Below are 13,598 nucleotides of genomic sequence, written 5' to 3'. Positions count from 1 at the left end.
TCAGTCGACGCGGAAGCCCGCCTTGACCGTGTCGAACACCGGGCGGCGCGTGTCCCATTGGGCTTCCGGTGCCGAGAGGTAGATGTCGTACTCCGTGCCGCCCTCCTCGCCGAAGCCGAAGTCGATGGCACGGAAGGCACGGACCTGGCCCTGGAAGGTGAACTCCCACACCGCCGCGGGCTTTCCCTGGAACGTGGTGCGCTGCATGCGCAGCTTCCGGTACGTCGAGTAGTTGAGCTTGGTGTTTGCCTCGATGTTCTGGAAGTGCGACTCGGGGTTCGCCCCTGCCGGGTTCACGGTGCCGATGGTGAGCTCGACCAGGCGCGACGGGTCGGTGTAGGTGACCTGTTCGGCGCTCGCCTTGTCGACGCGCTTCCAGCCGTCCGGGACGGGGAAGGTGGCTCCCAGCGCCTTCTCCCTGACCAGACGGAACCCCGCGGGGACGGGGGGCGGCTCGGACGCGGTGGGTGAGGTCGCCGTCGCCGAGCCCTTCCTGCCGTCGTCGCCGTTGTCCGCCGTCACCGCGTAGAGCCCGCCCGCCACGGCCGCGGCGGCCAGCGTCACGGCCGCCGCGCTCCAGAGGAGGGCGCGCCGCCTACGGCCCCGGCGGCCGGTGCCGTCGCCGCTGCCGCTAACGCCGGTGGGAGGGGGCGCCGCCGAGGTCGACCCCGGGCCCGACCTCGACACAGGCCCCGAACCGAATCCCGACCCGGAGCTGGATACCGATCCCGACCCGGATGCCGAGTCGGTGAGCGTGGCCCCGGCCGAAGTCGTCGCCGTCGTCCTCCCCGGCACGGCCGACGCCCACGCGGCCTCCGTCGTCCCGCCCGTCGTAGCGCCCGGGGTCTCCGACGCCACGACCCGCAGTGCCCGTTCCGTCTCCTCCGCCGTCGGACGCTCGTCCGGGTCCTTGGCGAGCAGCATCTCGATGAGGGGTTCGAGCGGTCCGGCCTGCTTCATGGGGGCGAGCGGGTCGACGGCGATGGCGTACGCGGTCTCCATCGCCGTGGCCCTGCGGAACGGGGGCCGGCCCTCGACGGACTGGAAGAGGGTGGCGCCGAGCGCCCAGAGGTCGGCGGTGGGGCCGGGCTTGTGGCCCTTCATGCGCTCGGGCGCGATGTAGTCGATCGACCCGATGATCTCGCCGGTCTTGGTGAGCGTCGACGTGCCGGTCGCCATGGCGATGCCGAAGTCGGTGAGGACGACGCGGCCGTTCTCGCCCAGCAGGACGTTGCCGGGCTTCACGTCGCGGTGCAGCACTCCGGCGGCGTGGGCGGCCCGCAGCGCGGCGATCATGCCGAGGCCCACCCGGGCGGCCTCGCCGGGCGGCAGGGCCCCGCCGCCCTTGAGGAGCGCGCCGAGGGTGGTGCCGTGCACGTACTCCATGACGATGCACGGCAACCCGTCGTCATCCAGGACGTCATGGACGACGACCACGTTCGGGTGAGCGATCCGGGCGGCGCTGCGGGCTTCCCGGCGTGTGCGTTCGTGGACGGTGGCGAGTTCGTCCTCGGAGAGGTGCTGCTGGACGTGGAGCCGCTTGAACGCGATCTCGCGGCTGAGGACCTCGTCCTCGGCACGCCACACGGTGCCCATGCCACCGCGGCCGATCCGCTCGATCAACCGGTACCGCCCGGCGATCAACCGCCCCTCGTCCGACACAGCGCGCCTTTCGCCGACCCGATCCGACCCGATCCCTGTGAACCGCTCCACGTTCGATTCGGATCGCCACGATAGTCGCCGTGGTCGCGGGGCACTGTGGCGGAGGCCATGCCACAGAGCCCCGCGACCGGTCGGACCCCGGCCGCGACCGGTCAGACCCCCGCCGGGGCCGGCCCCACCAGTTCCGACAGCACGTCCTCCATCGTCACGAAGCCGAGGACCTTGCCCGACTCACCGGTGACCGCGGCCAGGTGGCTGTCATTGGCGCGCAGGGCGGTGAGGGTGTCGTCGAGCGGGGTGTCGATCCGGACACGCGTGACCGGGTGCAGCGCCGTACGCGGGAACGGACGGTCCCGGTCGGCGACGCCGAGCGTGTCCTTGATGTGGAGGTAGCCGAGCACCGTGCCGTCCTCGCCGGTCACCGGGAAGCGGGAGAAGCCCGCCTCGGCGGCCGCGCGCTCCAGCCGTGCCGGGGTGACGGTGTGTTCGACCGTACGCATCCGCTGGGCCGGCACGAGGATCTCGCCGACCGGGCGGGTGCCCAGCTCCAGGGCGTCCCGCAGGCGCTCGCCGTCGGCGGACGACAGCAGCCCGGCCTGGCTGGAGTCGACGACCATGCGGGCGAGCTGGTCGTCGGTGAAGACCGACTCCACCTCGTCCCTGGCCTCGACCCGCAGCAGCTTCAGCAGGACGTTGGCGAAGGCGTTGATACCGAAGACGACCGGCTTCAGCGCCCGGGTGAGGGCCACCAGGGGCGGGCCGAGCAGCAGCGCGGCGGGCACCGGCGCGGCGAGCGCGAGGTTCTTCGGGATCATCTCGCCGATCAGCATGTGCAGATACGTCGCCACGGTGAGCGCGATCACGAAGGCGATCGGGTGGACGAGGGCGTCCGGGACGCCGGTCGCCTCGAAGGCCGGCTCCAGCAGATGCGCGATGGCCGGCTCGGCGACCGCACCCAGCACCAACGACGAGACGGTGATGCCGAGTTGGGCCGTCGCCATCATCGCGGAGATGTGCCTGAGGCCCCACAGGGTCATCCGGGCCCGCTTGTTGCCCTCCTGGGCGCGCGGTTCGATCTGGCTCCGGCGTACGGAGATCAGGGCGAACTCCGCGCCGACGAAGAACGCGTTGGTCACCAGCGTCAGGGCGCCGATGGCAAGTTGGACGGTGGTCAGCGTGCTCATCGGGACTCCTCCACGGTCTGACGGGCCGACTCGTGGGCGGACCCGTGATCCGGGTGGGGTGCCGGCTCATGGACGGCGGCCGGTTCGGTGATGCGGACGCGGTCGGCGCGGTGGTGCTCCACGTCCAGGACGTCCAGGCGCCAGCCGTCGAGGTCCAGCGCGTCGCCCTCGGCCGGGATCCGGGCGAGCCGCGTGGCGACCAGTCCGGCGACGGTCTCGTACGGACCCTCCGGCGCCCGCAGGCCTATCCCGGCGAGCTCGTCGATCCGTACGCCCCCGTCCGCCTCCCAGACCGCGCGGCCGTCGGCCGACGCGGGGGCGGGCAGCAGGTCGGGCACCTCGACGGGGTCGTGCTCGTCGCGCACCTCGCCGACGACCTCCTCGAAGATGTCCTCGACCGTCGCCACGCCCGCCGTGCCGCCGTACTCGTCGATGACGACGGCCATGGTGCGGGCCGCCCGCATCCGCTCCAGGAGGCGGTCGGCGGGCAGGCTGTCGGGCACAAGGAGCGGGGCCGTGGCCAGCTCGGTGACGGGCGTGACGGCCCGCTTGTCCGGCTCCAGGGCGAGTACGTCGCGGATGTGGACCGAGCCGACGACCTCGTCCAGGCTGTCGCGGTAGACCGGGAAGCGGGACAGGCCGGTCGCGTGGGTGAGGTTGGCGGCGTCGGCGGCCGTGGCACGTGCCTCAAGGGCCCTTACGTCGACGCGCGGGGTCATCACGTTCTCCGCGGTCAGCTCGCTCAGGTGCAGCGTGCGGACGAAGAGCTCCGCCGAGTCCGGCTCAAGGGCGCCCTGGGCGGCCGAGTGCTGGGCCAGCGCGACGAGCTCCTCGGGGCCGCGGGCGGAGGCCAGCTCCTCGGCGGGCTCCAGGCCCATGCGGCGCACGAAACGGTTCGCGGAGTTGTTGAGGTGATGGATGAACGGGCCGAACGCGGCCGTGAACCCGCGCTGCGGGCCCGCGACCACCTTGGCGACTGCCAGCGGGCGCGAGATCGCCCAGTTCTTCGGCACCAGCTCGCCGATCACCATCAGGACGACGGTGGAGACGACCACACCGAGCACGGTCGCCACTGTCGAGGCGGCGCCGCCGAGGCCGGCCGATTCCAGCGGACCCTTCAGCAGCGCGGCGAGCGACGGCTCGGCGAGCATGCCGATCACCAGTGAGGTGACGGTGATGCCCAGCTGGGCGCCGGACAGCTGGAGCGTCAGCCGCCGCACCGCCTTCAGCGCGCCGTCGGCACCCCGCTCACCCGCCTCGGCGGCCCGCTCCAGGTCACCGCGCTCGACGGTGGTCAGCGAGAACTCGGCCGCCACGAACACGGCACACGCGAGCGTGAGCAGCAGGGCGAGCAGGAGCAGCAGGATCTCGGTCACCGTGCCACCTCCGCCCCGTCACGCGCATGTCTCGGGCCGGGAATGGCACGGCTGGTACTGGGAGGTTCACCCATCGCGGAACCTTCGCTCCTTACTCGCACTCAAGGTCGTATGACGTGCCCTGACGGACACGTCCCACCCAGTGTAAAGGAATCGCAAAGTAGCCCGTCGGGAGTGCCCGGGAGCAGGCCCGCTCCCGGAAAACGCGTGTCGCCGCGGGGGTGCGGGTGCCTACGGTGAGGCCGTACACCAGCACCGAAGGCGCGACCGCAGACCGCCCGCCCGCCGGGACCCCCGGCCGGCCGGCCCGACGCCGAGCCCTCCCGGCCCGGATCTCGCGGGAGCGGATGTCGTGATCGTGGGGTACTTCGCCGCCAGGCAGAAGGACTTCGCCGTACGCATGGAGGCGGCGGCCGCCGATCTGACGGCACGCGGCGCCCGGGTCGTGGGGCGCGTCGTGCAGCGCCGCGGCGTCTCGAACGGCGGGGTGAGGAGGATGACCCTGCCCTACTCCTCCCAGACCCTGTTGAGCTCCGGAAAGGCCCGCGAAGTGGCCGCGCTGTGTGAGGAGTCGGGAGCGGACGCGGTGATCTTCCTGAACGCCCTCACGGAGCACCAGCGCCGGGTACTGACGGAGGCGTTCGGGTGCCCGGCGGTGAGCCTGTCGTAGGGCCCGACGGCCGGCCCGGCCGCTGCCGTGCGGGCCGAGTCGCTCTCGCGCGTACGGAGGGTTCGCGGAGGTACGCGGCCTCAGGGGCGTGACGAGGATGTCGGCCGGGCGGACGCCGGAGCCACCTGAGTTGTTGTACGGGAACGTGATGTTGAAGGCGAACGGGACGCCCGGCCGTGCCCGCCCACGCCCGAGCGCGTCGGCAGTCGCCGGATCGCGTCGATCGAGGGGGTGGGGCGTTGTCGGGTGCGGGTCCGGTGGGGGCTTGTCGCGCAGTTCCCCGCGCCCCTAAAAGGCAAGGGCTACCGCCCCCGAAGACGAAAGAGCAGGGGCGCAGCCCTGTCTTTCGTCTTTAGGGGCGCGGGGAACTGCGCGACCAGCCCCACCGGACCCGCAGGTGCCCGCCGACCCCCGCGGTTACTTGTCGACGGGTGCGTCGGGGCTCGGGACCAGGTCCCGGTCCTGGGGCGTTTCGACACCCGTGGTGGCGGGCCGGCGGTGGCGTCGGCCGGCCAGGCGGGTGGCTACCGGTTCCGTGAAGCGGGCGGTGAGGGGGCCGACGATGACCAGGATGAGAACGTACGCCGTGGCCAACGGCCCGAGCCTCGGCTCGATGCCGGAGGTGACGGCGAGTCCGGCGATGACGATGGAGAACTCGCCGCGGGCCACCAGCGTGCCGCCCGCCCGCCAGCGGCCCTTCGCGGAGATCCCGGCCCGCTTGGCGGCCCAGTACCCCGTGGCGATCTTCGTCCCGGCGGTCACGACGGCCAGCGCGAGGGCGGGCAGCAGGACGGGCGGGATGCTGGCGGGGTCGGTGTGCAGGCCGAAGAAGACGAAGAACACGGCGGCGAACAGATCCCGCAGCGGGGAGAGCAGGCCGTGCGCACCCTCGGCGACCTCGCCGGACAGCGCGATGCCCACCAGGAACGCCCCCACGGCCGCGGAGACCTGCAGCTGCTGTGCGACGCCCGCGACCAGCAGCGTCAGACCCAGCACGACCAGCAGCAGCTTCTCGGGGTCGTCGCTGGAGACGAAGCGGGAGATGTGGCGTCCGTAGCGCACCGCGACCACCAGGACGAGGCCGGCGACGCCCAGCGCGATGGCGAGGGTGGCGCTGCCCGCCGCGATACCGGCACCGGCCAGCAGGGCGGTGATGATCGGCAGGTAGACGGCCATGGAGAGGTCTTCGAGGACCAGGATGCTCAGGATGACCGGGGTCTCGCGGTTGCCGAGCCGGCCCAGGTCGCCCAGGACCTTGGCGATGACACCGGAGGAGGAGATCCAGGTGACCCCGGCCAGCACGACGGCGGCGACCGGGCCCCAGCCCAGCAGCAGCGCCATCGCCGCGCCCGGCAGGGCGTTCAGGGCGGCGTCCACCAGACCGGCCGGGTACTGGGTCTTGAGGTTGGAGACCAGGTCGGTGGCCGTGTACTCCAGGCCGAGCATGAGCAGCAGCAGGATGACGCCGATCTCGGCGCCGATCGCGACGAACTCCTCACTGGTGCCCAGCGGCAGCAGCCCGCCCTCGCCGAACGCGAGCCCGGCCAGCAGGTAGAGGGGTATGGGCGAGAACTGGAAGCGTCCGGCGAACCGGCCGAGCAGCCCGAGGCCCAGGATGATCGCACCGAACTCGATCAGGAACGTCGCGGACGAGTGCACTGTGCTCACTCCCTTCCGAGTATCGTCGCCGCCGTCTCGACGCCCTCACGGGTGCCGATCACGATGAGCGTGTCGCCGCCGGCCAGCCGGAAGTCGGGCGTGGGGGACGGGATGGCCTCGGCCCGGCGCAGAACGGCCACGATCGAGGCTCCGGTCTCGGTGCGCATCCGGGTGTCGCCGAGGACGCGGCCGTTCCAGTGCGAGGTCGAGGACAGCTCGATCCGCTCGGCCACCAGGCCCAGTTCGGTGGTGGAGAGCAGGTTCGGGCTGTGGTGCGCGGGCATCAGCGCGTCGATGAGCGCCGCCGATTCTCCTGCGGAGAGCCGCACGGAGAGGGCGCAGGCGTCCGGGTCGTCCGTCCGGTACGCGCTCAGTGTCCGGCCGCCGTCCCGGTGCGCGACCACCGACAGGCGACGCTGTTCTCGCGTCGTCAGGTCGTACCGCACACCGATTCCCGGCAACGGCGTACTGCTCAGGCGTGGAGTGCCCATGACTGATCCCCTGTCCGGTGTCGATCTCGGTGTGCGTTCACCCTACGGCGGCCTGCGGATCGACTTCGAGTGCGGCCCGGTGGGGTGGATCGCGCAGTTCCCCGCGCCCCTGCTTTCGTCTTTCAGGGGCGCGGGGAACCGCGCGACCAGCCCCCACTCATCCGCAGCCGAACTCAACCCGTACCGTCACTCACCAACTTCGATCTTCCCGTTGGCCTCCACCGCGACAGCGGCCGGCTTCGGCGCCGTGATGCTCTTGAGCAGCTCGGCGAGGTCGACCCCGGTCGTGGAGCTGAGAAGCTCGACCCCCTGGGCCACGTTGTCCGCGACAGTGCGGGACAACTGGCTCGCCCCGTCCGTCGAGATCACCGTCATCTTGTCGATGGCACCGAGCGGCTCGGACGCCTTGGCGACGACCTGCGGCAGCACCTCGACAAGCATCTGCAGCACGGCCGCGTCGCCGTACTGGGCGAACGCGTCGGCCTTCTTGCGCATGGCCTCGGCCTCGGCCGACCCCTTCGCACCGATGGCCGCGGCCTCCGCCTCACCCTCGATGCGTACGGCGTCGGCGAGCGCGGCGCGGTGTGCCTTCTCGCCCTCACCGGTCAGCCTGGAGCGCTGGGCGTCCGCCTCGGCCTCCTTGACCTGGGCGATACGCCGGGCCTCGGCCTCCTGCTCGGCCTGGTAGCGGGCGGCGTCGGCGGGCTTGCGGACCTTGGTGTCCAGCTCGCGGTCGGTCAGCGCGGCCTGCCGCTGGGCGACCTTCTCCTGCTCGGCGAGGACCTCCTGCGAGCGGGCGGCCTCGGCCAGCGGACCGGCCGCCGCGGCACGGGCCGCCGCCTCGTCCGTCTCGGCCTTGATCTCCGCCGTCTTGAGGGCGAAGGTCCGCTGGGCGATCGCGATCTCCTCCTCGGCCTTCAGCCGGGCCTGCTCGGCGGCACGCCGGGCCACCGCCTCGGCGATGTCTGCCTCCTGCTTGGCGCGGGCGGCCTCCGGCCGGCCGAGGTCCTCCAGGTAGGAGCCCTCGGTGGTGATGTCCTGGATCTGGAAGGCGTCGAGCACCAGGCCCTGCCCGGACAGGCTCGCCTCGGCCTCCTCCGCGACCTGCCCGGCGAACGCGGCACGGTCCCGGATGATGTCCTCCACCGACATCCGGCCCACGATGGAACGCAGCGCGCCGGACAGCACCTCCTGGGTGAAGCCGACGATGCCGTCCTGCTGCATCAGGAACCGCTGGGCCGCGGCGCGGATGGAGTCCTCGGTGCCGCCGACCTTGACGATGGCGACGCCTTCGAGGTTCGCCTTGACGCCGCGCAGCGTGACCGCGCCGCGCACCGAGATCGGGATGTGCCGCGAGGACAGGTCCAGGGTGAACTTCTGCTGCACGAACGGCACGACGAAGACACCGCCGCCGACCACGACCTTCTGGCCGCTGTTGTCGGTGAACACCCGGCCGGTGTCCGGGTCGGTGGACTTCTTGCCGCGCCGGCCGGTGACGATGAACGCCTGGCTGGGCCCAGCCACCTTGTAACGGGTGACGACGACGAGCGCGAGCAGCACGAGGAGTACGACGACTCCCACGACCGCGACGAGAACTGGACTCATGGTGGATTCCCCCCTGCCACCCCCGGGCGGCAGTTCAGTACGAGTTACGAGCGTTACGGGTTGCGGGACCGACAGGGCTTCAGCGCTGGACCGGCCTGACCGCCACCGACGTCGGTGACAGTGACTCCTCGACCCAGATCTCGGCACCACGGACCACCGGCTCGGGGCTCTTCGCCGCCAGCTTCACCGGCTGGCCCGCGAGATACACGAGCACCTCGCCGTAGCCCCCGGCCGGGATCGGTGTGACGACCGAGCCGGAACTGCCCACGAGGTCGGTGCCGCGCGGAGTGGCGGACGGCTCGTCCCGCATCAGGGCCCGGCTGAACCGCCAGGTCAGCCAGCCCGCCCCCGCTCCCGCGCCGATGCCCACCGCGGTGGCGGGTCCGGCGCCGAGCCCGGTCGTGCCGAGGACCAGCGCCCCGCCGAAGCCGAGCATCGAGATGAACCCGGCAATGACCGGCAGCGAGAGCAGGCCGTCGAAGAGCCCGTCCAGAAAACTGGTCCCGCCGAAAAGCCCCTCGAGTACGCCGTCGAAGACCAGCGTCAGGAGCAGCAGGACGATCCCCGCGATGCCGAGACCAAGAAACAGAGTCACCGGTCCACCTCCCCCACCTGCGCCGGTCACCTCGATCAACGGGCATTGTGCCAGCTTCGTACACATGTACACGTTGCCGTGACCTGGCAGTCTTTACGCGTTCTTGACGCCGTGCCGACACCGTACGCGGTGCTCGCGCTCGACCGCTTCGCCGCCCTCCGGCATCAAGAACGCGTAAAGATTGCCGGAAACCGGCAATGCGCCGGACTCCCGTCCCGGGTCACGATGGTCCGGCAGAAACGGGGAGCACGGGGGACGGATAAGGGCCCCGGTGCCGGACACATCGTCTTGAGACGACCGGCACCGGGGCCCCATCTCTTGCCTCGCCCCGAAACTCCCGCCGACCTTCCCCCGAACTCCTCCGAGCATCCTCCGTGGTGAGGGGAACCGAGATCACGCATGGACCTGCCGTCTTCCGGCAGTGAGCTCCTCCCCGACGGGACCGCGCTCCGCCCGTATGCGCTAGAAAGGCGACAACGGCTCATCAGGAAACCGGGGGTGCGGATGGCGGCGGGGCGGGACATACCCGAGGAGTATCTGGAGGGGTATGGGCGCATCCTCGCGGACGCCTCCGCGACCGGTCGCCGGCTGACCCGCGACGAACTCGACTCCCGCCGGGCGCTGGGCGAGCGGGCCGCCGAGGCGGGGTACGGACTGCGCGCCCTCGTCGGCGCGCACCTGGCCGCCGCCCGCCTCCACTGGCCGGCCACGGCGGGCGAGAGCACGCTCGCCGCCGTCGAGCAGGCCGTCGACGCCTTCGCCGAGGGCTACGAGCGGGCCCAGCTGCTCGCCGTACGCCAGGAGGAGGCCGCACGCCGAGAGTTCATCGACGACCTCCTGCACGGCCGCAGCGACCTCGGCCTGCTGGCCGAACGCGCCGAACGCTTCGGGCTGCGCCTCTCGCACGCGCACGCCGTCGCCGTGGCCCAGGGCGGGGCCGCGTACGACGAGGGGGACGCCGTGCCCCGCGATGTGGAGCGCTCCCTGATCAGCCGGTTCGGCGACCGCAGCATCCTCGTGACCACCAAGGACGGGCGTCTGGTGTGCATCGCGCCCGGCGACCAGGACGACGTGCTCGACTTCTTCGCCAAGCAGGCGTACGCGGCCACCGACGGCGGACGCGTCGCCATCGGCCGCTCCCAGCCGGGGCCCGGCGGGGTCGTCCACTCGTACGAGGAGGCGCTGAACGCCCTCGACCTGGCCGACCGCCTCGAGTTCGACACACCCGTGCTGCGCGCCGCCGACCTTCTCGTCTACCCCGTGCTCACCCGGGACCGGCAGGCCATGGCCGACCTGGTCCTCAGCGCTCTCGGACCGCTGCGCCAGGCCCGCGGCGGGGCCGAGCCGCTTCTCGACACCCTCACCGCGTACTTCGACTCCGGCTGCGTCGCCGCGGAAGCAGCCCGACGGCTGTCGCTCAGCGTCCGCGCGCTCACCTACCGGCTGGACCGCATCCACACGCTCACCGGGGCGAATCCGGCCGATCCGGTGCACCGGTACACGCTGCAGACGGCGGTCATCGGGGCGCGGCTGCTCGACTGGCCGGAGAAGGACTTCTAGAGGTCTTCTAGTCGTCGCCGTACGCGTCGTCGCCATCGTCGTCCCCGTCGCCGCCGTACTGCGGCGGCGGCTGCGGCTGCTCCTGCTGCTTCGGCGGGGCCTGCTCCTTCTGCTCCTTCGGCTTCTCCTCCTCGGTCTCGGCCGGGGCCGGTGTGACGGCCGCGGTTTCCGCGGAGGAGGAGGGGGACGCGGGAGGCTCCGCGTTGACGCCGGGGGCGGGTGCGGAGCCGGGCGTCCCGGTCCGGGCCACGGTTCCGGCGGCCGGCACCCCGGTTTTCTCAGGGCCGGTGGACGACGAACTGTCCTTCAGCCCGTTCCCGGTCTCCGCCGAGGTGGTGTCCGGCGAGAACATCTTCATGCCGGCGAGCACGGCCAGCACGAAGAGCACCGCACCGGCGAGGATGCCGAACACGCGGGGCCGGCGACGGGCCATCGCACCGACCCCGCCGCCCGGTCTCGCGGTCGCACCCGCCCTCGCCCCGCCCGACCGCGCGCGGCGCGACGGCGTGGAGGGCGCGGAGTTGGCCGCGTGGGCGTGGGCGGCATGACCGGCGTGGGTCTGGTGAGCGGCGCGGGCGGGCTGCGCGGCGGTCGGCGGCAGCCGGTACATCGTCGGAGGCCCGGTCTCGGCGGACCCCGACTGCGGCGGCCGGGAGGCGTACGACGGCGAGGCGGAGGGCGCTGCGGTCCTCGTGTCCGACGCCACGGGCAGCGGCTCGGCGAGCCCCCGCCACGCCCCGGTGCCGAACCAGTCCGCGACCTCCTGGGCCGTGGGCCGGTCCTCGGGCTGCTTGGCGAGGAGACCGAGGAGGTAGTTCTCGAAGGCGGGCGGCAGTTGGACACCGCGCTCGCGGGGCGGCACCGGCGGCATGTCGATGTGCTGGTGCAGGGTGACCGTGGCGCTCTCGGCGTGGAACGGCGGTCGCCCGGTGAGGAGTTGGTACAGCACGCAGCCCAGTGAGTACACGTCGGAGGCGGCCGACGCCGGTCTGCCGAGGGCGCGTTCGGGGGCGAGATAGAGGCTGGTGCCGACGATCTGGCCGGCCGTGGTGAGCGCGGAGGCCGGGTCGTCGACGAAGCGGGCGATGCCGAAGTCACCGATCTTCACGGTGCCCTGGGCGTCCGAGAGGAGGTTGCCGGGCTTGATGTCCCGGTGCACGATCCCTTCCCGGTGCGCGGCGGCGAGCCCGGCCGCGGCCTGGGCGGCGACGGTGGCGACCCGCTCGGTCCCGAGGCTGCCCGCCGCGGTCAGCTCCTGCGCGAGGCTCTGGCCCTCGACGAGTTCCATGACCAGGTAGAAGCGGTCGTCCCAGGCGCCGAAGTCGAACACGGCGACGACGTAGGGGTGGCTCAGCCGGGCCGCCGTCTGCGCCTCCAGCCGGAACCGTGCGGCCGCCGCGCTGTCGGCCTCGTCCCCGAGCAGCAGCTTGACGGCCACCTCACGCCCGAGCACCTCGTCGGTGGCCTGCCACACCTCCCCCATACCGCCGCGGCCAATGGATCCGTGCAACCGATACCGCTCCGCGACGAGCACCAGCGAATCATCCTCAACAACGCAGAAGGCCAACACGACGACCGCGAACGGCACTTCATGCGATGCAGAAGCGCAGATGGGGGGATCCGCAGCAGGCCTCAGCCTACCGACTCGCAACCACCCCCGACGCCCCGTCAGGGGCGCGGGGAACGGCGCGCTCAGCCCAGAACGACCCGCGGACCACATCCCACCCGAGCCTCATGCTCCTAGGGGCGCGGGCGGTGACATCCTGCGGCTCCGCCGCGTGGGCGCGACCAGCCCAACTCAACCCGCAGCAGACTCACTTGCCCCAGGCCGAACCATCACACAGTCGAACTCCACAACCCGCCCGGTAGCCGGCTCCCGAGTGACGGGATACATCCCGGTCACCCCGAACCCCGCGGCCTCGTACGCGGCGATGGCCTCCCCCATCAGGGGACTCCCCTCGTACAACCGCAGCGCGGCAACCTCGGACTGCATCCCCACGAACTCGGAGATCCGCTCACCCGCCCCGGCGAACACCTCCATGTCGAACCCCTGCGTGTCCATCTTCAGATACGGCCGGGGGTCCTCGATCCCCTCCAACGCCTTCTGCATCACGTCGTCGAGCCGCCGGATCTCGATCTCCTCGGTACGCCCCTTGGAGAACCGCTTGTACCGCTCCTTGCCGTACTCGCTCGGCGGCAGCAGGGAGTTCATGGACTTCCAGTCGACATGGATGGACTGGACGGCCTCCTCGCGCCCGAGCGCGAAGTTGTAGACCTGCCAGTCGGGGTCGCTCTCGGCGGCCTGCCGCAGCTTCTCGAAGGTGACGGAGACCGGCTCGAAGGAGACGATGCGCCCCTTGTAGCCGAACCGCCTGAGCCCCTTCCCGTACTGCCCGATATTGGCCCCCACGTCGAACACGCAGTTCACGCGGTTCAGCTCCAGCAGCGCGGCCACATGCTGGGCACCGAGATAGTGGGCGGCCCCGAGCTGGAACTCCCGTTCCGCTTCGGCCGACACGGCCTCGTCGAGGAGGAGCCGCGCTCCGGTGGCACCGAAGGGGACGCTCGTCGCCTTCCGCCCCTTGGTCCCGCGCGCCACCAGCCACGCATCGGAACCCACGGAGGTGACGGCGTACCGCCCCTTGCCCTGGGCGACCAGATGCGCGCCCTGTCCCACAGGGACGCCGGTCCGATCACCCCGCCGGAACACGACGGCGGCGCCGGGGCCGAGATCGAGGACCTTCACACCTATACGGGGAAGGAACGTGAGCAGTCTTCTGTAAAGGGTCTGCATCC

11 protein-coding genes are annotated in these 13,598 nt (G+C 71.8%); 2 read left to right on the top strand and 9 right to left on the bottom strand.

Going from position 1 to position 13,598, the window contains the following annotated elements; genetic code table 11:
- The 3 genes from OG718_RS29125 to OG718_RS29115 all read right to left on the bottom strand — a co-directional run bounded on the left by OG718_RS29125 (nt 1) and on the right by OG718_RS29115 (nt 4,222).
- The gene (locus OG718_RS29125) at nt 1–1,662 is read right to left on the bottom strand and encodes a serine/threonine-protein kinase (protein WP_328845574.1); all 1,662 of its coding nucleotides are present in this window, start codon (nt 1,660–1,662) and stop codon (nt 1–3) included.
- Between the two features lie 152 nt (nt 1,663–1,814).
- Nucleotides 1,815–2,837, bottom strand: a complete 1,023-nt coding sequence (locus OG718_RS29120; protein WP_143641559.1) for a hemolysin family protein — start codon at nt 2,835–2,837, stop codon at nt 1,815–1,817.
- A gap of 5 nt (nt 2,838–2,842) precedes the next feature.
- Nucleotides 2,843–4,222 (bottom strand): hemolysin family protein, encoded by a 1,380-nt coding sequence (locus tag OG718_RS29115; protein WP_143641477.1) that lies wholly within the window; start codon nt 4,220–4,222, stop codon nt 2,843–2,845.
- Nucleotides 4,223–4,574: 352 nt separating this feature from the next.
- On the opposite strand from OG718_RS29115, the gene OG718_RS29110 reads away from it, so the two are divergent.
- Nucleotides 4,575–4,892, top strand: coding sequence for a hypothetical protein (locus OG718_RS29110; protein ID WP_328845573.1), 318 nt, complete (start codon nt 4,575–4,577; stop codon nt 4,890–4,892).
- Nucleotides 4,893–5,309: 417 nt separating this feature from the next.
- On the opposite strand, the gene OG718_RS29105 is transcribed toward OG718_RS29110, so the two are convergent.
- The 4 genes from OG718_RS29105 to OG718_RS29090 all read right to left on the bottom strand — a co-directional run bounded on the left by OG718_RS29105 (nt 5,310) and on the right by OG718_RS29090 (nt 9,242).
- Nucleotides 5,310–6,551 (bottom strand): cation:proton antiporter, encoded by a 1,242-nt coding sequence (locus OG718_RS29105; protein ID WP_260695556.1) that lies wholly within the window; start codon nt 6,549–6,551, stop codon nt 5,310–5,312.
- Between the two features lie 5 nt (nt 6,552–6,556).
- Complete coding sequence (locus OG718_RS29100; RefSeq protein ID WP_143641476.1) at nt 6,557–7,042, bottom strand: cation:proton antiporter regulatory subunit; 486 nt, start codon at nt 7,040–7,042, stop codon at nt 6,557–6,559.
- A 186-nt stretch (nt 7,043–7,228) separates the two neighbouring features.
- A complete protein-coding gene (locus tag OG718_RS29095) occupies nt 7,229–8,647 on the bottom strand; it encodes a flotillin family protein (protein WP_328845572.1) in 1,419 nt (472 codons plus the stop codon).
- 79 nt (nt 8,648–8,726) lie between these two features.
- Nucleotides 8,727–9,242: a hypothetical protein gene (locus OG718_RS29090; protein WP_328845571.1), complete on the bottom strand. Its 516-nt coding sequence runs from the start codon at nt 9,240–9,242 to the stop codon at nt 8,727–8,729.
- Between the two features lie 504 nt (nt 9,243–9,746).
- Between OG718_RS29090 and OG718_RS29085 the strand changes: the two genes are divergently transcribed.
- Nucleotides 9,747–10,802, top strand: coding sequence for a PucR family transcriptional regulator (locus tag OG718_RS29085; RefSeq protein ID WP_143641557.1), 1,056 nt, complete (start codon nt 9,747–9,749; stop codon nt 10,800–10,802).
- 7 nt (nt 10,803–10,809) lie between these two features.
- Here the strand turns inward: OG718_RS29085 and OG718_RS29080 are convergent, their stop codons facing one another.
- Both OG718_RS29080 and OG718_RS29075 read right to left on the bottom strand, forming a co-directional pair.
- The gene (locus tag OG718_RS29080; protein WP_443055359.1) at nt 10,810–12,285 is read right to left on the bottom strand and encodes a serine/threonine-protein kinase; all 1,476 of its coding nucleotides are present in this window, start codon (nt 12,283–12,285) and stop codon (nt 10,810–10,812) included.
- A gap of 315 nt (nt 12,286–12,600) precedes the next feature.
- The gene (locus OG718_RS29075) at nt 12,601–13,596 is read right to left on the bottom strand and encodes an FkbM family methyltransferase (protein WP_143641472.1); all 996 of its coding nucleotides are present in this window, start codon (nt 13,594–13,596) and stop codon (nt 12,601–12,603) included.
- Between the last annotated feature and the right edge of the window lie 2 nt (nt 13,597–13,598).

The organism is Streptomyces sp. NBC_00258 (genome assembly GCF_036182465.1).
Classification (GTDB): Bacteria; Actinomycetota; Actinomycetes; order Streptomycetales; family Streptomycetaceae; genus Streptomyces.
Note: the sequence above shows the minus strand (reverse complement) of the source record. Positions and strands in the feature narration are given on the sequence as shown.